Here is a 23,318-nt window from a genome sequence, read left to right on the forward strand (position 1 = left end):
AGTGGGGGGGCCAGGGGCCGCCGGGGTCGGCCGGCGCGGGTGCGGGGCCGCCGGAGTCGGCACCGCCGGAAGCAGCGGGCGCCGCGTCTCCGGACAGCTCCCGGGCCGTCTCGCGCAGCGCCTCCCAGTCGCCGTACACCGCGTCGAAGTCGGTGCGCCGGTCCCCCGTGCGGCCCTCGGTGTCGATGGTGTGGTGCAGGTCCGTACGGCCGCCGGCGGCGGCGGCGAAGCCGCCGTCCGGCTCCTGCCACGGCAGCCCCTGCGGCAGCACGTCCCGCGCGAGGCCCGTCTCCGGGTCGGCCAGGGCGCGGACGTGCGGCAGCACCCGCGGATCCAGCCACGGCTCGCCGCGCCGCACGAACTCCGGGTAGACCGCGAGTCGTTCGCGCAGCTCGAACCCGGCCGCCGCGGACCGCTCCTCCAGCTCCTCCAGCCGCGGCCACGGCCGCTCCGGGTTGACGTGGTCCGGCGTGAGCGGCGAGACGCCGCCCCAGTCGTCGACGCCGGCCGCGATGAGCTTGCCGTACTCCTCGTCCACGAGGTTCGGCGGCGCCTGCACCCCGATGGCCGGGCCCAGGATGAGGCGGGCGACGGCGACGGTGGCGGCGAGGTCGTCCAGCTCGGCGTCCGGCATGCCGCGCATCGCCGTGTCCGGCTTGGCGCGGAAGTTCTGGACGATGACCTCCTGGAGGCCCTGGTACGCGCGCTGCACCCGGCGCAGCGCGAACAGCGACTCGGCGCGCTCGGCCGGCGTCTCACCGATGCCGATGAGCAGCCCGCTGGTGAACGGCACGGAGGAGCGTCCGGCGTCCTGCAGCACCCGCAGCCGTACGGCGGGCTCCTTGTCCGGCGAGCCGTAGTGCGGCCCGCCGGGCTCGCTCCACAGCCGCTCCGCGGTGGTCTCCAGCATCATCCCCATGGACGCGGCCACCGGCTTGAGCCGCTGGAAGCCGGACCAGGACACGACGCCCGGGTTGAGGTGGGGCAGGAGGCCGGTCTCCTCCAGCACGCGGACGGCCATCGCGCGCACGTACGACTGCGTGTCGTCGTACCCGTGCGCCGCCAGCCACTCGCGCGCCTCCGGCCACCGGTCCTCGGGCCGGTCGCCGAGGGTGAACAGCGCCTCCTTGCAGCCGAGCGCGGCGCCGCGGCGGGCCACGTCCAGCACCTCGTCGGGGGACATGAAGGGGCCGTGGCCGTCGCGGCGGAGCTTGCCGGGGACGGTGACGAACGTGCAGTAGTGGCAGCGGTCCCGGCACAGCCGGGTCAGCGGCAGGAAGACGCTGCGGGAGTACGTGAGGACGCCGGGCCGCCCGGCCGCCGCCAGCCCGGCGTCGCGCACCCGGGCGGCGGAGGCGGAGAGGTCCGTCAGGTCGTCGCCGCGGGCCTGGAGCAGCACGGCGGCCTCGGCGACGTCGAGGGCGACGCCGTCGCGGGCGCGTCTCAGGGCGCGGCGCATGGCGTTGGCGGTGGGGGCGGGGGCGGGGACCGGCACGGGGACGGGCGGCGGCTTCGTCATCCTTCCGAGCATACGAGGCAGGTCGGACGTCGGAACCGATCACCGGGCCGGGGCGGACCAGGCCGTCAGAGGAAACGTGCGTAGGCGTCGAGCGTGCGCAGCACCTCCGTCTCGCCGGCGGGCGGGAGTTGGACGACGGTCTCCCGTACGCCCTGCGCCGCGAAGTGCGCGAGCTTGCCCTCGCTCGGCCGCACGGCGTACGGCACCACCTCCAGCGCCTCCGGGTCGCGGCCGGCGTCCTCCCACGCCCGCCGCAGCCGCGGAACGCTGTCGGTCAGCCCGCCGCCGCCGATGGGCAGCCAGCCGTCGGCGTACTCGGCGACGTGCGCGAAGAGCGTCGGCCCCGCGCCGCCCCCGAGGAGGGTGCGCGGGCCGTACAGCGGGGGCGCGCCGCGGCGCTCGCGGGGGGCGTGGACGGGCTTGGGGTGCGCCTCGGAGGCCCGTACGGCGGTACGCACCGCAGCCCCGCCGGCGCCGGCGCCGCCGCCCGCGTCCGCTGTGCCGCCCGCGTCGTACGCCGTGGGCTTCGGCGACCAGAGCGCGTTCATCAGCGCCATCCGCCGCCGCCCCAGCTCCCGCCGGCCGCGCCAGTCGACGCCGTGGTCGGCCGCCTCCTCCACGTTCCAGCCGAAGCCGATACCGAGGGTGAACCGGCCGCCGGAGAGGAAGTCGAGCGTCGCGGCCTGCTTCGCCAGCACGATCGGGTCGTGCTGGGCGACGAGCGTGATACCGGTGCCGAGCGCCAGCCGCTCGGTGACGGCGGCGGCCTGGCCGAGCGCGACGAAGGGGTCGAGGCTGCGCCCGTACTCGCGGGGCAGCGGCTCACCCATCGGGGCGGGGGTGTCGCGGCTGACGGGGATGTGGGTGTGCTCGGGCAGGTAGAGCCCGTGGAAGCCGCGTTCTTCCAGCTCACGCGCGAGGGTGGGCGGGCGGACGGTCTCGTCGGTGAGGAAGATCGTCACGGAGATGCGCATGCGCGCAGTATCCAGCGGCCGGCCTACGCTGGGAACGACCACGCCCGCGATTCCTCGCCCTGATCCGGGAGGTACGTCATGTGGGCTCGGCGGTGTGCGTGAGGGATTCTTCTGGCGGGAAGTCTCTGCCTCCTGCCGGGAGTCGCGCAGGCGCAGACGACGGGCGGCGGCATCGGCAGCGCAAGCAGCGCGGCCGGCCGCTACGTGGACCCGGGCCTGAACGCCGGATCGACGGTGGGCGCGACCTCGGGAGCGGGAACGACGACGTTCTCCGGGGGGTCCACGTCGGGCACGAGCACCACCGGCACGTCCGGCGGCACGGGGAGCACGGGCGGAGGCAGCCCGCTGTTCCTGGGCGTCCTCCTCCTGAGCGTCGTGCTCTACCTGACGGACAGAACCGCGAACGCCCTCACACACCACCGCCCACGCCGCCGACGCTGACCCCGCCCTGTCCGTACGGCCCGTAGCGCCCCGTCGCACGTCCGGCATCGTCGCCACTTCCGGTCCGGGCTGACGTCCCCGTTCTCTGCGATGCGCCCGCCTCATGCGTCGAGACCGATGCCGGAGGTCCACCACCGGCACCCGGCCAGCCTTCTACGCGTCCACGGCTCTTCGTTCTCGCAACCTCGGGCACAACGTCGGTCATTCGGCGTCACCCCGTGATCCAGTTCCATCGTCCGTCGCATACGCCCGCTTCCGGGCGACCACGTATCCGAGCACTCCGGGCACTATTGCTGAAGCCGCCCAGAAGGCGATCGACGTACCCACCTCTCCTTCGCCTGAAAGCGAATCGAGCCATAGGGGCACGAGGACAGTCGCAGGTCCTAGGAGAAGCCCCGCCGTCCAGCCTTGGCGTCGTTCACGGCTTGTCACGCCGATGAGCAGAGCGAACACAGCCACCGCTATGAGGAACCAGCCGACTGCAGCGGCGGGCTCGGCACCTGTGATGCAAATACCGGAGGAGTCTCTACAGGCTTCACGCTCGTATGAGCTGGCGGAGTCTGAGAGTGTAACGCCGATCCACGCGACTGCCACCCCGCAGCCAGCGCACGCGACCGAAGTGGTGATTAATTTCCGTAGCAAGTGGCACTCCTTTCACGCGAGAGAGGTGGAACCGGTTTTAGTGTGGCCCACACTCGTCACGGCTGTCTTGAGTACAGGTACTCAAGACAGGAGCACCTGGAGACCGGGCCGCAGCGTTGCGACCCGGTCCAGCACGCACAACGCGAACGTGACTATATACCCATTTCTCGGAGGGTGCTGTTCAGAACATCTGCATACAGCGTCGCCCCGCTGATCTTGGGATGGAGGGACTGTGCCGATGGCTTCTTGAGCGAGGGATCATCGCCGGGGGTCTTATCCGTGACGATTGCGTGGATCCGTTCGTCATCGGTCGCGCAGGCTCCTTTGCCCTCGAAGAACCTGCGGGGGTCAGAGAACCAGACCTCAACACCTGCAGTTCTAGCGTCGATGACGGCACCGTTCATCTCACTGGCGAGCACGTCGGCCATCTCGTTGAACCATTCGGCTTCTCCCTTGCTTATCAGGGGCAAGCAGATGCTTTCAGTGTTCAGCAGGTGGGGATAGCCCATGAGCACGATCTTGGCATTCGGAGCCTTCGATTTAATCTCCTTCAGGGTGGTGACAATCGATGGCCTGACCTTTTCCTTGATGACCTTCGGCTGCGCCGTCCCCAACGGCTCGTCGTCGCCGTCCATCGTGCCGTCCTGGCAATTGTCAGGCCAGCCAATTCCGCCGAAGATGCAGTGATTGATGATGGCGGCGAAACGGGAATCGTTACCACCGATGGAGAGGGTCACCAACGTAGTGCTCTCGTCCAGGTAACCCTGGTCGATCTGTGCCAGCTCACCATAGCCGTGAGCGCCCTTCTCTCCCCATGCATTACTGGGGCCGGCGGCTCCGAGGATTCCTTCGGTCTCCGCTCCTGAACAAGCGATGAGATGGTAGTCCATCGATGTGTGCCAGTTGTCGGTTCGCTTGCCGATGGGTGTGCTGGGGTCGTCCGCGAGTTTGGCTTGGCGGGACCAGGCGTGGCGGGAGCGGTGGCAGGCGTTGCGCCAGTAGCCGTCGCCCCCGTCCACATCCGTCTCCGGGTAGTAGTCGCCGCCGCCCGTGACGGAGGCGCCTTCGCCTGAGGAGTAGGAGTCACCCATAGCGACGATGATGTTGTCTGGCTTCGCCGGCAGTTCGTCGAAGGCGACCGCGTCGAAGGCGATGTCCTCATCGCCGGTGCCGTCCTTGGTGATCGAGCTCAGTGTCACCTTCGGAGTTCCGGAGAACTTGAACACGCCGAGAGAAACCCACTTATTGGATTGCAGTCGTTGAGGGTGCACTCGAAACTTGGTACCGCTGCCGGTGTCGATGACATATTTTGCCTGCCGGGTGTGGGCGCCGTGGTCAGGCATGTGGACTAGGACCCGGGACCAGCCGGACAGTCGCTTGTCCAGCTTCCAAGTGCCGCTGACCTTCAGCCGCTGGCCTTTGGTATCGCCCTTGCGGGTGTGGGTGAAGTAGAAGTGGCCGTTGAAGCCGCCGCCGATCTGGTGGGTGTCCACCTTGCCCGGCCAGTATCGTGTGGGGTCCGGCGGCCGGGTCTCGCCCTCCCCGAAGTCGAAGCTGAAGCTGCCTCTAGATGTCTGTGTACTGCAGTTGGGTCGTACGGATTTGGTGCCGTTGGGGATGTCGTCGACGATGAGTGCGCCGGCTGGCAGCCCGTTGAGATCACATTTGGGCGGGTAGGCAGTGCCGTCCGCTTCTTCGGGGTAGGTGTCGTTGAAGCGGACGAACTCGTTGCCGCAGGTATAGTCGCAGTCCGCTTTCCATGCGGCCGAGGTGTTCCACCAGCAGCGGAAGTCGCCGCGGACGCACGGTCCGGTGGTGGAGTCGCCGTTCGATGCGTCGTCGCCGATCTTGTCGGGGCGGCAGTCGTTGAGATCGCTGCAGAACAGGTCCTCCGGGGGCTTTGCCAGCGCGCGGTGGTACTTTGCCGAGCCCTTGACCGTCGCGTCGCCGTCGGTGCCGCTCCACCAGGCGGGACGGAAGCCCGCCACCGGCTTGTTGGGTGCCTCCAGCAGCTCGGGCGGGTGTGCGGCGAAGCCGATGACCTTTTCTTGGTAGGGCCAGTCCTGGGGATGAGCCGCATCCGCGTAGTCGTCGTTGCCTAAGCGGTCTTCCATGAACGGGCTGCGCCCCGCGTCCCACTCGGGGTTAGCGGGGTTGTTCGCCCAGCCCACTCCCCAGGCACCGTTGTGCTTGCTCGCGTCGCTCTCCGGGTAGAAGCCGGAGTTGTACGCCCACAGCGCGAAGAACCAGTTCTCAAGCCGCTTCACGTCACCGCTGTTGAGGATGAGGCCGGCCCTGCGGGTCTGGTTCCACTTGTCGGACAGGATCTGTAGGCCTGCGGCGATGTTCGCGGTGTAGTCCAGTGCGACGGCACGCTGCTTGTCGTACGGCCACGCGGTGGGTCCGCCGCCCTCGCGCCCTGCGCGGCGCATGTGGTCGGTGACCTGCGTGACGCCGTAGCCGCAGTCCGCTTCCGCCCAGTCGACGTCCCAGTCGTTGGCGGACGTGTAGTCGTAGTAGTCGATGCCGTAAAAGTTGCCGATCAACGGGTTGCCGGTCACCCCGGGAACGGCGGACCTGGCGGCCTGCCACATGTTCGACTCCTGGGCCGTCACACCGAGCATCACCTGCGCCGGGACCCGGCCGCCGCCCTCGAGAGCGGGGCGCGGGAAGAGGGTCTGCGGCTGATAGGCGGGCATACCCAGGTTCTTCCAGCCCGCCGGCCGGGAGATGTGCTTGTTCAGGTTCCCGGTGACGGCCTGATTCACCGCCCACTCCACCTGCCGGGGCTTGGGCTGCATCGCCTGGTTCTTCGGGTCGTTGCGGGGCACCGAGCACACGCGTTCGTCTTCCACCGGATCTGTCGGGCTTGCCGCCCGCGCTGACCCTGACGAGGGGACTTTCCCGGTACCGTGTAGCAGGGCCGTGGACATCGCGGATCCGTCGGCCGCATGGACGCTCGCCGGGGTACCGGGGGTGACGGTGAACTCCCGGCTCGGCCGATCGCCCTCGGGGGTGTCAAGAAGCTGCACGTTGATGTTCACCGGTCGCGGTCGCGTCGCCTCCGCTGCCGAGATTCGGCTGTCCTTTCCATCCGCCCACACCGTGTCGGTCACCAGTGCGTCGCCGGCGGTGGATGCGAGACTACGGGCCGGCGTGCCGGGGGCGTGGGTGATCGCCGTAGGCAATCGGCCGGTCCTCTCAGTGGCGCCGGTGATGAACACCTCCCCAGAAGCTGCCCGCGTCAGCCCGGTATCGGTGCGCGGCCCCGTGGCCAGCACGCGGGGCGTGCCCGCGCTGACGACAGAGCCGGGAGGGAGATGTTTCACGGTGGTCCTGGCGTTCCGGGCCTTCTCCAGGTAGGTCAGCCCGCCGCCTGCGTCGGGGGTGAGCCGGTAGGGCACCGCACGAGTCGCAGCCAGTGTCTTGGTCGTGCCGCCCGAATCGACGGTGACGAGGTAGCCGCTAGCCGCCGCAATAATTCCATCCTTGGTCGGCACGGCGGAGGTCAGCTGTCCCTTTACGGTAACGGGGGACGCGAGTTGGCCACGGGTCGTGCTGACTTCGACGAGGCGGGTGGCGGGCTTGTCCTCGCCCCCAGACTGGGTCAGCACCGCCGTCTCGCCGGCTCCGCAGCCGGGGTTGTAGTACGAGAGTGACGCCTGCAGGTTGAGCTTGGTCACCTTCCCCGTGGTCAGGTCTACGACAGCAGTGAAGCCGCCGCGGGCCATCAGCTCTGCCTCGTTGGTGAAAGTCCGCGGCGCGTACACGACCACAGCGCGCTTGCCAGAGCCGGTGACACAGATGTTGCCGATCCAAGTGTCTGTATCAAATCCAGGCTCGGATAGGGAGGCGACGGTCTTCCAGGCGTAGCCGTCAGCTCTAGCCGCGGTGAGGATGTGGAAGCCAGTGGCATCTGCGCTGGTTGTCACTGCCACATCTTCAGAGGTGGCGTAGTCGGCGCCGAGTATCTTGGTGCGCTTGTCCTCAGGGATGCCCTTCGGGGCCGGGTCGCTCGTATGGTGGGCGGCCGGGCCTGGATTGCCGGCGGTAGCTGCGGTGGCAGGGCCAGCCCAGTTGCCTAACAGGCCAGCGGTCAGGGCCGCCGAGGCGGCGAAGGCCGCCGAGGCGGCGCGTAACTGTCTGAATGGTCGCAAGTTATCTCCCTGTCATGTTCGTGACTGCTGTGCCAGCGCGCCGGTCACACGCCATCGCCGGGGCGGTGGCGCGTGACCAGCCCACGCCGGGTGCGTACGCACCCATCTTTTTTCCGAGTCCAACAGCGGAGTAGCCTGCCTCTCCTGTCTGGCTGGCCGGCCTTGGGCCTCAGTTGAACCGTGCGTTGACCTTGCGCGCGTCCGTCAGGGCTTCCTGCCGTATCGTTTGGGCGAGTTCCAGCGGCTCCTTGTTCTCAGTGATCAGCCGTTCCTGGATCGCTGACTCTTCCCTGAACCACACACCTACCAAATCGGACTGCTGCTTGCACTCGACTTCTGCCACCGCCAACCGGATCTCATCCTGAGAAGCGCTCGTGGTAGTTTCGTCGTAGAGATTCTCGACATCCCAGACGCTCGCCACGTCGAAGCCCCGAACGTTCATGCACGACGACCACACGTCCATGGCCTCGCGTACGGCTGGGACTCCCTGGGATTCCGTGAAGCTCCGTGCATTGAGCTCTTCGACCAGGGTGGGGTCGATGTTGGGGAGGGTTTTCTGCACCTCGCCCAGGCAGCCGTCCTCGGGGACAGTTCGGTCATTGTAGGACTTGAGTTCCGTGCCGTCCTTTTTCACGCCCTCGTAGACCGCGAGGGCGGCCGGATCTTCGCGCGAAGCCGGAGGAGTGCTCTCGGAACCGGTCTCCGGCGGGTGCTGGCCGTACTGCCTGGCCACCGCCAGATCGGTGAGTCCGTAGCGTCGAGGCATGTTCGCTGCGGTGCTTGCCGGGGGCGGTGAGGTTCCGATCGGCTCGGTCGCCCAGTCGGAGAAGCCGAATCGCCGCATGCACAGAAGCTCGATGTTGTCCCGGGCCTCCTGTACTGCCATCTCCTCGGCGTAGGTCACCATGTACTTCTCCAGCGGCAGCACCATGCCCTTAGTCAGCCCACTGGCCGGGACTGCCGGCGGCCAGTCCTCCTGCACCACCGTGGCGCCCTGCGGCCGGGCCTGCTCTCCGGCCCTTTCCGGGACCACCGCATCTGGCCTCCCGCTCTCTTGGCCACCGCAGCCGGCCAGCAGAGAAACGGAAACCGCCGCAACAGCGTAAAGCGTACGTCGCATGCCGATCACAACCTCTTGCTGCTGGCGTTGTCGTTCTTCAGCGAGGACATGAGGTTCTTGCTGCTCGGCGAAGGGAAGGTCTGGTAGACGCCCTTGTAGCCGGTGTTGTAGTAGATCCGATGCGCCCGGGAGTCCCTGTTCACTGCACCCGCCACGTTGTTCTTAATTTTCTGTCCGCCACCAGACCCGTCACACCTATGGCCAACCCCGCTGGAGGTCTCCCATATTCGGCTTCGGCTGAACTGGTAGCGTATGTCTCTGAGACCGCCCTCCGTGTGCCGAGTGTGGCCGAAATGACTGTAAAGCGACCGGTTGGTGATGAAGCAGCCGCTTATGAATTGAGAACCATGGTTCTTGCTGTTGTAGAACATCGCGAAACACGCCTTGCTCGCGCTGCACCGGTCAGATGTATAGCTGATGATCGCGCTGGGCGACGACGAAGCCGCTCCAGCGGGCGGCGCAGGCACCAGTATCGGCGCAATAACCGCCACCGATAACGTGCCGAGAAAACATCTCACCCACTGCTTCCCCAAGAATCCGCCCCTCCCTGTGTTGGATGAACGACGCGTTGCACCATTAACTCGAACCGCACCTTGGCAGTACCCACCGGGTGATCGAATTGGCGCACGCACGCCTGGCGTATTGCCTTGAGTTGAAACTACCGCCCATGTTGAATGCATGTCAGGCAGTTCAAGGAAGGTTGGCGTAATGTCGCCACCTCCCAGTACACCGCAACGAGCTGCTGCCGCGGCCGTGTCCGTCAGGCTGGGGTCAGCCACGGCAGCTGAACCTTCCCCTTGATCGTGGACGCCTGGAGACTGAGACTGGGACATGTGAGCCCGGACGAACCGGACGAGTTCTGTGCAGGTCAGCGGGATGAGACGGATTCTTCCGGCCGGATGCGGCCGTGGTCGTGGCGGCGGTGGTGAGTGCGAGGACGGCCGAGACGATAAGGGAGAACAGCGACCAGCGCATCCAGGAGTTCCAGCAGGTGACCTGGCACTGGTCGAGGCCGGTGAAGCCCTTGGCAAGCTGGAAAGTCTCCTCGATCTTCCAGCGGCGGCAGATAATCTCCACAAGGGTGGCGAGGCGGACAGCACCCAGGGTCTTTGAGAAGTGATCTTGTGTCTGGGTTCGTCAGGTGAGTCCGAGGGCGGTGAAGGACCACTGGCGGTGCCGGCTGGTTCGGCGGAGGGCGGCGGCGATGTTGGTGTGGCCGTCCTAGCGGTGGACGCCGATGGCGAGGTTGCGCAGGCCGTCCATGATGCGGGGGGCAGGTGGCGGGTACGGATCTTCGACGCGCCCTCGCGGAAGGTGCGGTCCCGGACATGGCGGAGCTGGTTTTCGAGCTTCCGGTGGCCGCGGATCCATGTGGCGAGTTCCATGCCGGTGGTTGTGCCGGGCGGCAGGCTGGTGACCAGGTAGATCCGCTCGATCGTCAGTTTGCCGGAGCCCAGGTCCCGCCTCCAGCGGACGACTTGAAGGGCCTGGCGGGCGTGTGGGTAGTCCAGGTGCGCGAACGCGGCTGTCTTCAAGCTGCGAATCTCGTCGCGGTGGTGGGCCCGGGTTGCGGTCGAAGTGGTCCAGGCGGATGTCGCGCCAGGTCAGCCTGCAGGTCCGTTCGTGCAGCGTGGGGTGGTTCCTCTTGACGACGGCCGGATAGTGGGCGCCGCGTTCGTGCAGGTAGGAAGCGTGGTCATGCTCGGCGTGCAGGGCGTCCGCGGTGATCACGGACCCTTCCAGGTCGATGCCTTCCAGGAGCGGGGCAAAAGCCGGGATCTCGTTGCTCCTGCCGTGGATCTGTGTCTGGGCGAGGACGTCGCCGTCATGGGTCATCGCCGCGATCAGCGCGGTGGCCGGCCGGTTGTGGGTGCGGGAGCCTCTGAGCGTCTTGCCGTCGACCGCGATCACTGGGTCGGCTCGTGGGCGGGGTTCAGTGGTCGTCCGGCGGCAGCGTCGGCGGCGCGAGCAGTGCGGCCGGTCGGTACGTCGACCCGGGCGGGAACGCCGGGTCGACGGTGGGCGCGACCTCGGGGGCCGGAACGACGACGTTCTCCGGGGGGTCCACGTCCGGCACCGGCACCACCGGCACGACCGGCGGCACGGGGAGCGCGGGCGGGGGGGGAGCCCGGTGCTCCTGGGGATCGTCCTCCTGGCCGCCGTGCACTTTCTGACGGCCAGGACCGCGAGCGCCGTCAGCCGGTTCCGGCCGCGGCACCGGCGCTGACGCCGCCCCCGCCTCCCACCCCGTCCCTGTCCGTACGCCCGGCGGCGTCCGTCCCAGCCGTCCCGCGCTGTTCCCTTCCGCGTCACCCGCGGATAGGACCGGTGTAGCACCGTCTCAGCGATGACCCCACGCGAAGGGACCGCACCCGTGGACAGACGCGACCTGTTGAAGCTCTCGGCGGCCACCGCCGGGGCCGTGACGCTCGCCCCCGTGAGCTTCGCGCACGCGGCGGACGGCGAGGAGGGCGCCGGGGCCGGGGCCGGTGGCGGCCGGGGCGAGGACAGCCGGACCGTCACCGGGCATCTGGAGCCGGGCGCGCCGGACTTCGTCTACCTGCCGGTCGACGTGCCGCGCGGAGTGCGCGAGATCCACGTCGCGTACGACTACGACCGCCCCCAGGTCCCCGCGGGCACGACGGGCAACGCCCTCGACATCGGCATCTTCGACGAGCGCGGCACGGGCGCGGGCGGCCGGGGCTTCCGCGGCTGGTCGGGCGGCTTCCGCACGGAGTTCGCGATCAGCGCCGACCGGGCGGCGACGACACCCGCGTACCTGCCGGGGCCGGTGCGGGCGGGCCGCTGGCACGTCGTGCTCGGCCCGTACACCGTCGCCCCGCAGGGCCTCGACTACGAGGTGACGATCACCCTGCGCTACGGGCCCTCCGGCGCGACCGCGCCGCCGCGGTTCCCGCCGGAGCGGGCGAAGGGCCGCGGCCAGGCGTGGTACCGCGGGGACTGCCACCTGCACACCGTCCACTCGGACGGCTCCCGTACGCCCGCGGAGACCGCGGCGGCGGCGCGGGCGGCGAAGCTGGACTTCCTCACGACGACGGAGCACAACACGTCCTCCGGGCACGCCGCGTGGGAGGGTCTGTGGGGCGACGACCTGCTGGTGCTGTGTGGCGAGGAGGTGACCACGCGCAACGGGCACTACCTGGCGGTCGGAGTCGATCCGGGCGTGTTCGTCGACTGGCGCTACCGGGCCCGGGACGACGCGTATCCGCGCTACGTGCGGCAGATCCACGCGGCCGGCGGGCTGGTCGTGCCGGCGCACCCCAACTGCCCGTTCGTGGGCTGCCAGTGGAAGTTCGGCTACGGGGGCGCGGACGCGGTCGAGGTGTGGAACGGGCCGTGGACGGCGGACGACGAGCTGGCGCTGGCGGCGTGGGACAACGCGCTGACGGCGGGCCGCGAGGGCGGCGGTCGGCACGGTGGCCGTGGCGGCGGCCGGGGCGGGGGCCGGGGCGGCGGGGGGCCGGACGGGCGGACCGACTGGGTGCCGGCGGTGGGCAACAGCGACGCCCACCGCGAGGGACAGGTCGTGGGCCTGCCGCAGACCGTGGTGCACGCCGAGGACCTGTCCCGCCAGGCGGTGCTGGCCGGCCTGCGGGCGGGCCGGAGCTGGCTGGCCGAGTCGGCGGACGTGGACGTGGAGTTCACAGCGTCGGGCCCGCGGGGCGAGCACGCGGGGATCGGGCAGCGGCTGCGCGCGGCGTCGGACGCGCGGGTGACGGTGCGGCTGAAAGTCACCGGCGGCCCGGCCCAGGCGCAGGTCCGCTTCATGACGGACGAGGGCCAGCTGTACGCCACGACGCTGCCGGACGGCGCGGGGACGGTGGAGTGGCGCACGACGCCGTCGTACGCGGCGTTCGTCCGCGCGGAGGTCCGCCACCCGGCGGCGGACGGCGGGGCGAGCGGGCTGCCGGGGGCGATGGCGGCGCTGACGAACCCGGTCTGGCTGGGCCGCTGAGGCCGGCGGCGGGGCCGGGAGGTGGCCGGTGGAGAGCGGCGACGCACCCCGTTTCGGCTCTGCCCGAACAGGCAGGACAGCTACCGGACGTATAACATTCAGCCGATCTGGCGAAGACGACGTGTTTGGCCGCTACGGTCTGCCACCGTGATCGTCTTCGCCAAGGTGTTCTGCACGGGCTCCGCACCGCCCTGCCCTGACGCCGCGTCAGCTCACCCGGGGTGCGTAGCCGGGGGCGCACAGCGAGGTTCACGCTCCACGGCGTTGCGCGGGGTGTGCTCCCGAAGGCCGAAAAACGTCCACTTGCTGGGCCATTGGCCCAGCCGGAGCGCTGTCGTTGCTGACTAAAACACCCCCGGCAGGGCAGACTTGGCTATCTGGAATCAGCGGGACCGGGGAAGGGGGCGGCCATGGCCCACGAGAACGAGACACGTGCGCTGCGCTTCGCCGTGCTCGGTCCCGTCCGTGCGTGGCGCGGCGAGGAGTCCCTCCCGGTCGGTACGCCGCAGCAGCGGGCGATGCTCGCGGCGCTGCTGCTGCGCGGCGGCCGTACCGCCACGGCCCAGGAGCTGGTCGACGGCATCTGGGGCGAGGACCCGCCCCCGCGGGCGCTGTCCGCCCTGCGTACGTACGCCTCCCGGCTCCGCAAGACCCTCGGCGCCGACGCGCTGGTCAGCGAGGCCGGCGGCTACGCGATCCGGGCCCACGGCACCGAGGTCGACCTCGCCGTCGCCGAGCAGCTGACCCGCTCCGCGGAGGACGCCGCGGCGGCGGGCGACGCCGCGGCGGCGCGGGAGTCGTACGCGGCCGCCGTGGCGCAGTTCACCGGCGAGCCCCTCGCCGGCGTGCCGGGCCCGTACGCCGACTGGCACCGCGACCGCCTCGAAGAGCAGCGCCTGAGCCTGCTGGAGCACCGCATCGAGCTGGACCTCGACGCCGCCCGGCACGCCGAGGCCGTATCCGAGCTGACCGCGCTGACCGCGGGCCACCCGCTGCGGGAACGGTTCCGCGAGCTGCTGATGCTCGCGCTCTACCGCAGCGGCCGGCAGGCGGAGGCCCTGGCGGTCTACGCGGACACCCGCCGCCTGCTCCAGGACGAACTGGGCGTCGACCCCCGCCCGGAGCTGGCCGAACTGCAGCAGCGCATCCTCCAGGCCGACGAGGAGCTGGCCGCCCCGAAGGCGGAACCCCTGGCGGGCGACGCCCCGTTCCGGGTCGTACGCCCCGCGCAGCTGCCCGCGACCGTGGCGGACTTCACCGGCCGCGTCGGCGTCGTGGAGGAGCTGGGCAAGGAGCTGGCGAACGCGCCGGACACGGTGATGGCGGTGTCGTCGGTGTCGGGCATCGGCGGCGTCGGCAAGACCACCCTCGCGGTCCACGTCGCGCACGCCGCCCGGGAGTCCTTCCCGGACGGCCAGCTGTACGCGGACCTCCAGGGCTCGGGCCCGTCCCCGGCGGAACCGGCGGCGGTCCTGGGCGCGTTCCTGCGCGCCCTCGGCACCCCGGACGCGGACATCCCCGAACCGGTCGACGAACGCGCCGCCCTCTACCGCTCGGTCCTCGCCGGCCGCCGCATCCTCACCCTCCTCGACAACGCCCGCGACGCCGCCCAGATCCGCCCCCTCCTGCCCGGCACGGAGGGCTGCGCGGCGCTGATCACGTCCCGGACGAGGATGACGGACCTGGCCGGCGCCCACCACGTCGACCTCGACGTCATGGCCCCCGACGAGGCCCTCCTCCTCTTCACCCGCATCGTCGGCGCGGAGCGCGTGGACCCGGAACGCGACGCGGCCATGGACGTCGTCGCCGCCTGCGGCTTCCTCCCTCTGGCCATTCGCATCGCGGCCTCCCGGCTGGCGGCGCGGCGTACGTGGACGGTGTCGATGCTGGCGCGGAAGCTGTCGGACGAGCACCGGAGGCTGGACGAGCTGCGGGTGGGCGACCTGGCGGTCAAGGCCACCTTCGAACTGGGCTACGGCCAGCTCGAACCGGAACAGGCCCGCGCGTTCCGCCTCCTGGGGCTGGCGGACGGCCCGGACATCTCGATCACGGCGGCAGCGGCGATCGTCGACCGCACGGCGGAAGACGCGGAGGAGTTGCTGGAAGCCCTGGTAGACGCCAGCCTCCTGGAGTCGGCGGCCCCGGGCCGTTACCGCTACCACGACTTGGTGCGGCTGTTCGCCCGCGACTGCGCGGAGCGCGAGGAGCCCGCGGAGGAGTGCGAGACGGCGCTGTCGCGCCTGCTGGACTTCTACCTGGCAACGGCGTCGCGGGTGTACGAACTGGACCGCCCCGGAGACACCCTCACCTCGCACCTCGCCCCAGTGGAGTACCGGGGCCTGCGCTTCGCCGACCGGCACACCGCACAGGACTGGCGCCTGGGCGAGGCGAACTGCCTGCTGGCCACAGCGCGCCAGCTCGCCAGCGAACGCACCCTCGCCCGCGCCGCCGACTTGCTGGTGGTGACCGTCGACCTGGCCGAGTCCGGCACGTACTCGCACCAGTTTGCGCAGATCGCCGGCCACCTGCTGAAGGCCGCTCAGCGCTTGGGCGACACTCGCAGCGAAGGCCGGGCACATGACGTGCTGGCCTCCTCGCACATCTACTCCGGCCGCTTCGAACAGGCCGACAAGCACGCCGCCGAAGCCATGCGCCTGGCGCGCGCAAGCGGAGATCCGGTCATCTGCGGCCACGCCGCCTCCGACCGTGGCATCATCGCCGATCTGCAGGGGCGTTCGGCCGACGCCGCTATCCACTTGGAGGACGCGCTCGTCGCATACCGCACCGACGGAAACCTGTCGGGCGAGGCCAGCGCGCTGAGCAACCTCTCACGGATGCACAGCGATGCCGGGCGACCGACGCTAGCCGTCGACCTCGCGGAGCAGGCACTTGCCATTCACCACAAACTCGGCCCTAGCTTCCGGATGGCAAACTGCATGTACGCCCTGGGCATCATCCTCACCGGTGCGGGCCGAGCGGGCGATGCACTTGAGCAACTCGACGCAGCGCTGAAGCTCTTTCGCGAGAACGGCATGCACCTCTGGTATGGCATGACCCAGTTCCGTATGGCTGAGGCGCACCTCACCGCCCATCAGCCCACCCAGGCAGCCACACTTGCCGAGCAGGCGCTCACGCGGCTACACGGCATTGGCGGCGACTGGCACCGCGCCCAGGTGCTCACGGCCCTTGGCCGGAGCCTGCACGAGATCGGGCAACAAGGGCGAGCTCAGGCGTGCTGGAGCGAGGCAGCGATGCTGCACGAGAAGACGAACTCGGCAGAAGCCGCAGACGTACGTGCACTCCTGGAACCCGCCACGACCGCTTGAACGTCCTCTACACGAAGTCGTTCATCGGACGTTTATCACCAGCCGTCATGCTCTTTGTCAGTGGCTCGTCACGTCGGGGGAATGGCGGGTCACGCGGGGCCGTTCCCCCGGCACGATCGGGGAGAGCGGCCACGCAGGCCCGTCCGGCGATCCGCGGGGGAGTCGCCGGACGGGCGGCTGCGGAACGCCCACGGCACAGACAGGGGAGCACGATGCCGGAAAAGAAGTCGACAGAGTCCGAAGTGGAGCGGGAGAAACTCAGGATCGTACCACCGCGCAAGATCGAGCCGACTGACGTCGATGAGCCGACGCTGGCGGATGCCCCGTCGAAGGACGATGACGAGGACACCTTCAAGCCGCTCGACAACCACAGGCCCTGATTGGCGTCACGGACCGGCCCGAGGGGGGGCCGAAACGGCCCGGTCGCGGCAGCAAGATGGGGACTGCTGCGGCCGGGCCTTCCCTTGCTACGGAGCGAATCTCACGTGCTCCCCTAGCCGCATCCTGGCGTCGTCGAGGCGCCACCACATCTCGACCTGACCGGGTGGGCCCCTTGCCGGACACGTCTTACCGTCAGCTTCCTGCGGCGCCCTCCGACGCTGATGACACGGCGTCACACACCACGGCAGACTGTCGAACAGGGCTGCGGGGACCAGGAGGGGCGGGGCATGGCCGAGCGTCAACGGACACCGTCGACTTACGAGGCCGACGATGCCCACGGATTGCTGTACTTCGGTCTGCTCGGGCCGCTGGCTGCTTGGCGGGGCACCACGCCGATCAACATCGGTCCGCCGCAGCAGCGCACCGTGCTCGCCGCGCTGCTGCTCACCTCGGGCCACCACGCCACCACGCACGACCTGGTCGACGCCATCTGGGGCCAGGACCCGCCGCGCGACGCCGTGGGGACGGTACGGACCTACGTCTCGCGGCTGCGCAAGGCGCTCGGCCCGGACGCGGACCTCATCCGCGGCCAGGCCGGCGGCTACGTGCTGCGTCCGGGGGCCGGTGCCGTATCGGACACGGCGGTCGCCGAAGAGGCCGTCGCCCTGGCCGACGCTGCGGCAGAACGCGGGGAGACGGAGAAGGCCCGATCGCTTCTCCGCGAGGCGCTCGGGCTGTGGGACGGCGAACCGCTCGCCGGGCTGCCCGGGGCGTTCGCCGAGACGGAGCGGGCGCGGCTCACGGAGTGGCGGCTGTCGCTGCTGGAGCGCCGGCTGGCGCTCGACATCGAGGCGCACGACTACGCCGAGGCGATCTCGGAGCTGACGGCGCTGACGGCGGCGTACCCGCTGCGGGAACGGTTCCGCGAGCTGCTGATGCTCTCGCTGTCCCGCAGCGGCCGGCAGGCGGAGGCGCTGGCTGTCTACACAGACAGCAGGCGGCTCCTGATCGATGAACTAGGGGTCGAACCCGGCCCGAAGTTGGCGGAGCTGCAGCACCGGATCCTCCGGGGAGGTGAGCAACCCGTGGCACCCGTAGCCGCCACGACCACGCGGCTGTCGCCTGCCCAGCTCCCGGCCCGGTTGGCCGACTTCACCGGGCGGGACGACTTCGTGGACGAACTGGGCAAGCAGCTGGAGCAGTCGTCCGGGATGGTGATGGCGGTCTCGTCGGTGTCGGGCATCGGCGGCGTCGGCAAGACGACACTGGCCGTGCACGTCGCCCACGCCGCGCGCGACTCCTTCCCCGACGGCCAGCTGTACGCGGACCTGCAGGGCGCGGGCCCGTCGCCCGCGGAGCCGGCCGCCGTCCTGGGCTCGTTCCTACGCTCCCTGGGTACCCCGGACGCGGAGATCCCCGAACCCTTGGAGGAACGGGCGGCACTGTACCGCTCACTCCTCGCCGGCCGCCGGGTCCTCACCCTGCTCGACAACGCCCGCGACGCCGCCCAGATACGCCCCCTCCTCCCCGGCACCGAAGGCTGCGCGGCGCTCATCACCTCCCGGGCGAGGACGGCGGACCTGGCCGGCGCCCACCACGTCGACCTGGACGTCATGGCCCCCGACGAGGCCCTGCTGCTCTTCACCCGCATCGTCGGCACCCGCCGTGTGACCCCGGAACGCGACGCGGCGATGGACGTCGTCGCCGCCTGCGGCTTCCTGCCCCTGGCGATACGCATCGCCGCCTCCCGGCTGGCGGCGCGCCGCACCTGGACGGTCTCCGTCCTCGCCCGCAAGCTGTCCGACGAACACCGCCGCCTGGACGAACTCCGCGTCGGTGACCTGGCGGTCAAGGCCACCTTCGAACTCGGCTACGGCCAACTCGAACCCGAACAAGCCCGCGCCTTCCGCCTCCTCGGCCTCGTCGACGGCCCCGACATCTCCCTCCACGCCGCCACCGCCATCCTCGACCGCCCCGAAGACGACACCGAAGAACTCCTCGAAACCCTCGTCGACACCAGCCTCCTCGAATCCGCAGCCCCCGGCCGCTACCGCTACCACGACCTACTCCGCCTCTTCGCCCGCACCTGCGCGGAACGCGAGGAGCCGGCGACGGAGCGCGAGGCCGCCCTGTCCCGCCTGCTGGACTTCTACCTGGCGACGGCGGCGCAGGTGTACGAACTGGACCGCCCCGGCGACACCCTCACCTCGCACCTCGCCCCGGTCGCGTACCGGGGCCTGCGCTTCGCCGACCGGCACACCGCGCAGGACTGGCGTCTGGGCGAGGTGGAGTGCCTGCTGGCCACCGCGCGCCAGCTCGTAGGAAAAGAAACCCTCGCCCGTGCCGTCGACCTGCTGATGGTGACCGTCGACCTGGCCGAGTCCGGCATGTACTCGCGCCAGTTCACGCAGATCGCCGGCCACCTGCTGAAGGCCGCCCAGAACCTGGGCGACCTCCGCAGCGAGGGCCGGGCACACGACGTGCTGTCGGCTTCGTACATCGACTCCGGACGCTTCGAACAGGCCGACAAGCATGCCGCGGAGGCCATGCGGCTGGCGCGCGCAACCGGAGATCCGGTCGTGCACGGCCACGCAGCCTCCGACCTGGGCATCATCGCCAACCTCCAGGGACACTGCGCCGACGCCGCAATCCATTTGGAGGACGCCCTCGCTGTCTACCGCGCCGACGGAAACCTGTTGGGCGAGAGCAGCGCGATGGCCAACCTGTCGCGTGTGCACGGCGACGCCGGCCGGACGACGCTCGCCGTCGAACTCGCGGAGCAGGCTTTGGTCATCCACCACAGGCTCGGCGCGAGCTTCCGGATGGCCAACTGCATGTACGCCCTCGGCATCATTCTCACCGTGGCGGGTCGGCCGGACGACGCGCTCCCAGAGCTCGACGCGGCGCTGAAGCTCTTCCGCGAGAACCGGATGCACCTTTGGTGCGGCATGACCCGGTTCCGGATGGCCGAGGCGCACCTGGCTGCCCAGCGGCCGGCTGAGGCCGCCAAGCTCGCCGAGAAGGCCCTCTCCCAGCTCCGCGGCATCGGCGGCGACTGGCACCGCGGCGTCGTCCTCACCCTGCTGGCCCGTACGCTGCTGCTGATGGACCAGCGGGGCCGCGCACGCGCCTGCTGCACCGAAGCACTCGCCCTCCTGCAGAAGGCGGACTTCGCGGAGGTCGCCGAGGTGAGCGCGCTGCTGGCCACCATCGGCCCCGACTGAACCTACCCCGCCTGCCGAGCCCTTCGGCCTCAGCCGTGTTGCGCCCGCGTCGAGCCGGATTCCTGAAGCTCCCGGGCTTCGGACAGACATGCCTGCGCCCGGTCCGATTGGCCGAGTTCGCCGAGGGCACGGCCGAGTACGGTCAGTGCACCGCCGCGGTGCCAGTCGCCGCCGATGCCGCGGAACCGGGACAGGGCCTTCTCGGCGTAAGTGGCCGACTCTCCCGGCTCGTGCAGGGCGAGAAGGACCTGTGCCATGCGGAAATAGGCCAGACCCTCCCACAGATCCATGCGGTTCTCCCGGAAGATCTCGACGGCCAAGCCCAGTTGGGTGAGTGCGTCGTCGTGCCGGTCGGCGCAGTTGAGTGCGATGGCCAGGGCGTATCTGCTGCATGCCAGGCGCAGCAGTGCATTCGACTTCCGGTCGAGTTCGACGGTCTGCTCCGCCAGCTCGATTGCGGTGGGAATCGAGCCCATGTCGATGTGGACGCGGGCGAGGTTGCTCAGCGCGCAGGACTCCCCGTCGAGGTTCCCGTCCTCCCGGTAGGCGGCCAGAGCCTCGTCCAAGTACTGCCGGGCCTCCTCGTGGCGTCCCAGGACCGACGCCGTCAGCCCGCGCTCGTTCGCGGCCTCACCGCATACCCAGATGTCTCCGCAGGCGCCTGCGAGGTGAAGGGACCGAGTTGCATGCTCACGCGACCGTTCGAAATGCCCCGTGAATGCTCGGGCCGCCGCCAGGACGACGTGGGCACGGGCTTGGCTGCGGATGTCTTCGGTCTGTTCGGCGGCCTCCAGGGTCTCCGCGGCGAGGCGTACGAACCGGGGGGAGTACAGGCCGGATTCCGCGAGGTCTTTGGCGGCGAGCAACAGGGCGACGGTGTACGGGAGTGAGTCGCCCTGGGCGAATTGGCGGACGGCGGCCAGCAGGCATTCGGCCTCGCTGAAGAGCCAGTCCCGGGCGGTGCGGTGGTTGTCGAAGTCCAGACCCTCGCGAGTTACTTGGGTCAGGTGGCTGATCAGGGTGTCCCCGGGGCGGCCCAGTTCGTACACGCGGGCGGCAGTCGCGAGGTAGAAGTCGAGCAGGCGGGATTGGGCCGCGTGCAGTTCGGTCGCCGGCTCTTCGCGTTCTGCGCAGGTGCGGGCGAACAGCCGCAGCAGGTCGTGGTAGCGGTAGCGGCCGGGGGCCGCGGACTCCAGGAGGCTGGTGTCGACCAGGGTTTCGAGGAGTTCTTCGGTGTCGTCCTCGTCGCGGTCGAGGACGGCCGCGGCGGCGTTCAGGGAGATATCCGGGCCGTCTACGAGGCCGAGGAGGCCGAAGGCGCGAGCCTGCTCCGGCTCCAGCTGGCCGTAGCCCAGCTCGAAGGTGGCCTTGACCGCCAGGTCGCCCACCCGCAGCTCGTCCAGCCTCCGGTGCTCGTCGGACAGCTTCCGCGCCAGCACCGCCACCGTCCACGTACGCCGCGCCGCCAGCCGGGAGGCCGCGATGCGTATCGCCAGGGGCAGGAAGCCGCAGGCCGCGACGACGTCCATCGCCGCCGCGCGGTGCGGCTCCACCCGCTCGGTGCCGACGATGCGGGTGAACAGCAGCAGCGCCTCGTCCGGGTCCATCACGTCGAGGTCGACGTGGTGCGCGCCGACGAGGTGGGCCATCCGGACCCGGGAGGTGATCAGCGCCGCGCAGCCCTCCGTTCCGGGGAGGAGGGGACGGATCTGGGCGGCGTCGCGGGCGTTGTCGAGGAGGGCTAGGACGCGGCGGCCGGCGAGCAGTGAGCGGTACAGGGCCGCCCGTTCCTCCAGCGGTTCGGGGATCTCCCCGTCCGGGGTGCCCAACGACCGCAGGAACGAGCCCAGGACGGCGGCGGGCTCCGCCGGCGACGGGCCCGCGCCCTGCAGGTCGACGTACAGCTGGCCGTCCGGGAAGGACTCCCGGGCGGCGTGCGCGACGTGCACGGCCAGTGTCGTCTTGCCGACGCCGCCGATGCCCGACACCGACGACACCGCCATCACCATGTGCGGGGCCTGCACCAGCTGCTTGCCCAGTTCCTCCACCACGGCGCCGCGGCCGGTGAAGTCCGTCAGCGTGGCGGGCAGTTGTGCGGGGGCCACGCCGGTGGCGGCGGGCAGGGGTGCCGGTGCCGGCTGGTCGCTGCCGCGGAGGATGCGCTGCTGCAGCGCGGCCAGTTCCGGTCCGGGTTCGACGCCGAGTTCGTCGGTGAGCTGGCGGCGGGTGTCGGTGTACACCGCCAGCGCCTCCGCCTGCCGGCCGCTGCGGTACAGCGCCAGCATCAGCAGCTCGCGGAACCGTTCCCGCAGCGGGTACGCCGCCGTCAGCGCCGTCAGCTCCGAGATCGCCTCCGCGCGCCGCCCCACCTCGACGTCCAGCTCCAGCCGCCCCTCCAGCAGCGACAGCCGCCACTCCGCCAGCCGCGTGCGCTGCCGTTCGGCGTACGGGCCCGGCAGCCCCGCCAGCGGCTCGCCGTCCCACAGCGCCAGCGCCTCGCCACGCAGTTGCCGCGCCCGCTCCGGCTCCCCCGCCGCCAGCGCGGCGTCGGCCTCGGCGGCGAGGCGGGTGGCGGTCTCCGCGTCGAGTTGCGCGCCGGCGCGCAGGTGTACGGCGTAGCCGCCCGCTTCGCCGCGCAGCAGGTCCGCGTCGGGGCCGAGGGCGCGGCGCAGGCGGGAGACGTACGTCCGTACCGTCCCCACGGCGTCGCGCGGCGGGTCCTCGCCCCAGACGGCGTCCACCAGCTCTTCGACGGCTACGTGCCGCCCGCCGTGCAGCAGCAGCACGGCGAGCACGACCCGCTGCTGCGGTGATCCCGTATCGAGGGGCTGTCCGCCACGCCGGACCCGCACGGGCCCCAGCACGGCGAACCGCACCGGCCCGCCGCCCGCTTCCGGGCCCCCTCCGGGTAACCCGGCGCCGCGCGCACCGTCGGACATCGCCACCCCCTGAACCAGTCCCGCGCACACAGTCTGCCGCACCCGGCACATCCACCGCCACCGGCCCATTCCCGGCCATACCCGCGCCACCTGCGGCGGAGCCCGATTGACAGGGGATTGACGGCCCTCGGCGCACCGTCCACAGGGTGTCCATGGGCGTCGGTTTCGCTGGATGCCATGAGCGATCTGACTTCCCGAACACTCGTCCTCGACGGCCTACGCCGGTTACCCGATCCCCCGCCGGCGCACCTGATACCCGTTCTCGCCGAACTGTCGCGCGGCACACCGGATACGGTCGCGTGCCGCAACCTGCACGTGTCGCCGCGCACCTACAGCAGGCGGGTGGCGGAGCTGCTGGCCCACCTCGGCGCGGAGAGCCGGTTCCAGGGCGGGGCGCAGGCGGTGCGGTGGGGGTGGCTGGTGGGGGCGTGCCTGCCCGACGCGGCGGAGGGCCGCTGAGCGGCGGGGCTGTGCCGTGGCGCGCCGCGCGCGGGGCACGCTTAACGGGCGTACGGGCGTACGGGCGTACGGGCGTACGGGCGAGCTGGCCGCGGCCGGACCATGGGCCGGGCGCGCGGGCACGGGCGCGGAAGCGTACGTGCGCCTCACTCCGGTCGGC

General features: G+C 70.5%; 15 protein-coding genes. 6 read left to right on the top strand and 9 right to left on the bottom strand.

What is annotated here, in order from left to right:
* The 6 genes from cofG to ABD317_RS14350 form a co-directional block, all read right to left on the bottom strand.
* Positions 1-1,531 (bottom strand): 7,8-didemethyl-8-hydroxy-5-deazariboflavin synthase CofG (gene cofG / locus ABD317_RS14325; RefSeq protein ID WP_344290371.1); only part of this gene is annotated, 1,531 nt, incomplete at its 3' end.
* A 53-nt stretch (positions 1,532-1,584) separates the two neighbouring features.
* Complete coding sequence (locus ABD317_RS14330) at positions 1,585-2,493, bottom strand: LLM class flavin-dependent oxidoreductase (protein WP_344290372.1); 909 nt, start codon at positions 2,491-2,493, stop codon at positions 1,585-1,587.
* A gap of 200 nt (positions 2,494-2,693) precedes the next feature.
* Positions 2,694-2,822: a hypothetical protein gene (locus ABD317_RS14335; protein WP_344290373.1), complete on the bottom strand. Its 129-nt coding sequence runs from the start codon at positions 2,820-2,822 to the stop codon at positions 2,694-2,696.
* 906 nt (positions 2,823-3,728) lie between these two features.
* Positions 3,729-7,733 carry a golvesin C-terminal-like domain-containing protein gene (locus tag ABD317_RS14340; protein ID WP_344290374.1) on the bottom strand — a complete coding sequence of 1,335 codons (4,005 nt, stop codon included), beginning with the start codon at positions 7,731-7,733 and terminating at the stop codon, positions 3,729-3,731.
* A 169-nt stretch (positions 7,734-7,902) separates the two neighbouring features.
* On the bottom strand, positions 7,903-8,853 hold the full coding sequence (locus tag ABD317_RS14345; RefSeq protein ID WP_344290375.1) for a hypothetical protein: 951 nt from the start codon (positions 8,851-8,853) through the stop codon (positions 7,903-7,905).
* Between the two features lie 5 nt (positions 8,854-8,858).
* On the bottom strand, positions 8,859-9,008 hold the full coding sequence (locus ABD317_RS14350) for a hypothetical protein (protein ID WP_344290376.1): 150 nt from the start codon (positions 9,006-9,008) through the stop codon (positions 8,859-8,861).
* Between the two features lie 752 nt (positions 9,009-9,760).
* Between ABD317_RS14350 and ABD317_RS14355 the strand changes: the two genes are divergently transcribed.
* Positions 9,761-9,973, top strand: a complete 213-nt coding sequence (locus ABD317_RS14355; RefSeq protein WP_344290377.1) for a hypothetical protein — start codon at positions 9,761-9,763, stop codon at positions 9,971-9,973.
* Between the two features lie 101 nt (positions 9,974-10,074).
* On the opposite strand, the gene ABD317_RS14360 is transcribed toward ABD317_RS14355, so the two are convergent.
* Entirely contained in the window at positions 10,075-10,764 is a 690-nt protein-coding gene (locus tag ABD317_RS14360) for an ISAs1 family transposase (protein ID WP_344290379.1), read from the bottom strand.
* Between the two features lie 22 nt (positions 10,765-10,786).
* Positions 10,787-11,020, bottom strand: a complete 234-nt coding sequence (locus tag ABD317_RS14365) for a hypothetical protein (protein WP_344290380.1) — start codon at positions 11,018-11,020, stop codon at positions 10,787-10,789.
* Between the two features lie 207 nt (positions 11,021-11,227).
* On the opposite strand from ABD317_RS14365, the gene ABD317_RS14370 reads away from it, so the two are divergent.
* From ABD317_RS14370 to ABD317_RS14385, 4 genes are all read left to right on the top strand, one after another.
* Positions 11,228-12,829, top strand: a complete 1,602-nt coding sequence (locus ABD317_RS14370; RefSeq protein ID WP_486389009.1) for a CehA/McbA family metallohydrolase — start codon at positions 11,228-11,230, stop codon at positions 12,827-12,829.
* 410 nt (positions 12,830-13,239) lie between these two features.
* Positions 13,240-16,155, top strand: coding sequence for an SARP-family global regulator AfsR (afsR, locus tag ABD317_RS14375; protein ID WP_344290381.1), 2,916 nt, complete (start codon positions 13,240-13,242; stop codon positions 16,153-16,155).
* A gap of 212 nt (positions 16,156-16,367) precedes the next feature.
* Complete coding sequence (locus ABD317_RS14380; protein ID WP_344290382.1) at positions 16,368-16,535, top strand: hypothetical protein; 168 nt, start codon at positions 16,368-16,370, stop codon at positions 16,533-16,535.
* A 288-nt stretch (positions 16,536-16,823) separates the two neighbouring features.
* Positions 16,824-19,760, top strand: coding sequence for an AfsR/SARP family transcriptional regulator (locus tag ABD317_RS14385; protein ID WP_344290383.1), 2,937 nt, complete (start codon positions 16,824-16,826; stop codon positions 19,758-19,760).
* Between the two features lie 29 nt (positions 19,761-19,789).
* Here the strand turns inward: ABD317_RS14385 and ABD317_RS14390 are convergent, their stop codons facing one another.
* Positions 19,790-22,699, bottom strand: a complete 2,910-nt coding sequence (locus ABD317_RS14390) for an AfsR/SARP family transcriptional regulator (RefSeq protein WP_425582366.1) — start codon at positions 22,697-22,699, stop codon at positions 19,790-19,792.
* 177 nt (positions 22,700-22,876) lie between these two features.
* Here ABD317_RS14390 and ABD317_RS14395 point away from each other — a divergent pair, with 177 nt between their 5' ends.
* Positions 22,877-23,158 (top strand): helix-turn-helix domain-containing protein, encoded by a 282-nt coding sequence (locus ABD317_RS14395; protein ID WP_234020091.1) that lies wholly within the window; start codon positions 22,877-22,879, stop codon positions 23,156-23,158.
* The last annotated feature ends 160 nt before the right edge of the window (positions 23,159-23,318 follow it).

The organism is Streptomyces synnematoformans, from assembly GCF_039531005.1.
In the GTDB taxonomy this organism is placed as follows: Bacteria; Actinomycetota; Actinomycetes; order Streptomycetales; family Streptomycetaceae; genus Streptomyces; species Streptomyces synnematoformans.